At 54.1% G+C, this 982-nt stretch carries 9 tRNA genes and 1 rRNA gene; all 10 read right to left on the reverse strand.

Annotated features, from left to right (window positions below):
• Position 1: 1 nt before the first annotated feature.
• Positions 2-74: transfer RNA gene (locus FQV30_RS00005), tRNA-Ala, on the reverse strand.
• A gap of 7 nt (positions 75-81) precedes the next feature.
• Positions 82-158: transfer RNA gene (locus tag FQV30_RS00010), tRNA-Pro, on the reverse strand.
• Between the two features lie 28 nt (positions 159-186).
• Positions 187-263 (reverse strand) — tRNA-Arg (locus FQV30_RS00015).
• Between the two features lie 30 nt (positions 264-293).
• Positions 294-382 (reverse strand) — tRNA-Leu (locus tag FQV30_RS00020).
• Between the two features lie 32 nt (positions 383-414).
• Positions 415-489: transfer RNA gene (locus tag FQV30_RS00025), tRNA-Gly, on the reverse strand.
• 5 nt (positions 490-494) lie between these two features.
• Positions 495-579, reverse strand: a tRNA-Leu gene (locus FQV30_RS00030).
• A 20-nt stretch (positions 580-599) separates the two neighbouring features.
• Positions 600-675 (reverse strand) — tRNA-Lys (locus FQV30_RS00035).
• 7 nt (positions 676-682) lie between these two features.
• Positions 683-758: transfer RNA gene (locus FQV30_RS00040), tRNA-Thr, on the reverse strand.
• A gap of 13 nt (positions 759-771) precedes the next feature.
• A tRNA-Val gene (locus tag FQV30_RS00045) sits at positions 772-847 on the reverse strand.
• A 9-nt stretch (positions 848-856) separates the two neighbouring features.
• Positions 857-972, reverse strand: a 5S ribosomal RNA gene (gene rrf, locus FQV30_RS00050).
• Between the last annotated feature and the right edge of the window lie 10 nt (positions 973-982).

Below are 982 nucleotides of genomic sequence, written 5' to 3' on the forward strand. Positions count from 1 at the left end.
GTGGAGCCTAGCGGGATCGAACCGCTGACCTCCTGCGTGCAAGGCAGGCGCTCTCCCAGCTGAGCTAAGGCCCCATTGTAATGGTCGGGAAGACAGGATTCGAACCTGCGACCCCTTGGTCCCAAACCAAGTGCTCTACCAAGCTGAGCTACTTCCCGAACTGAAATGCTGAGGATGAAAAAAATATGGCGCGCCCGAGAGGACTCGAACCTCTAACCGCTTGATTCGTAGTCAAGTACTCTATCCAATTGAGCTACGGGCGCCTATCGGCAATGTGTTTTTCGCAAACAAAATGGTGCCGAGGACCGGAATCGAACCGGTACGGTAGTCACCTACCGCAGGATTTTAAGTCCTGTGCGTCTGCCAGTTCCGCCACCCCGGCATAGGGTCGGCTTGCATTGCGTTTGAAAAAATTGGAGCGGAAGACGGGGGTCGAACCCGCGACCTCCACCTTGGCAAGGTGGCGTTCTACCACTGAACTACTTCCGCAAAAATGGTGCGGGTGAAGGGAGTCGAACCCCCACGCCCGAAGGCGCTAGATCCTAAGTCTAGTGCGTCTGCCAGTTCCGCCACACCCGCGTGGCAATATTGAATTAAAATGGTGAGCCATGAAGGATTCGAACCTTCGACCCTCTGATTAAAAGTCAGATGCTCTACCAACTGAGCTAATGGCTCGTGCAAATGGTGCCGGAGAAAGGACTTGAACCCTCAACCTACTGATTACAAGTCAGTTGCTCTACCAGTTGAGCTACTCCGGCCAGGAAAAAAGAATGGTGGAGGATGACGGGATCGAACCGCCGACCCTCTGCTTGTAAGGCAGATGCTCTCCCAGCTGAGCTAATCCTCCGTTATGTATGCCCAGCGACGTCCTACTCTCACAGGGGGAGACCCCCAACTACCATCGGCGCAAAAGAGCTTAACTTCCGTGTTCGGGATGGGAACGGGTGTGGCCTCTTTGCCATCATCACTGGACTCTTTTTTT

Origin of the sequence: Planomicrobium sp. CPCC 101110, from assembly GCF_007859395.1 — a bacterium.
Classification (GTDB): Bacteria; Bacillota; Bacilli; order Bacillales_A; family Planococcaceae; genus Planococcus.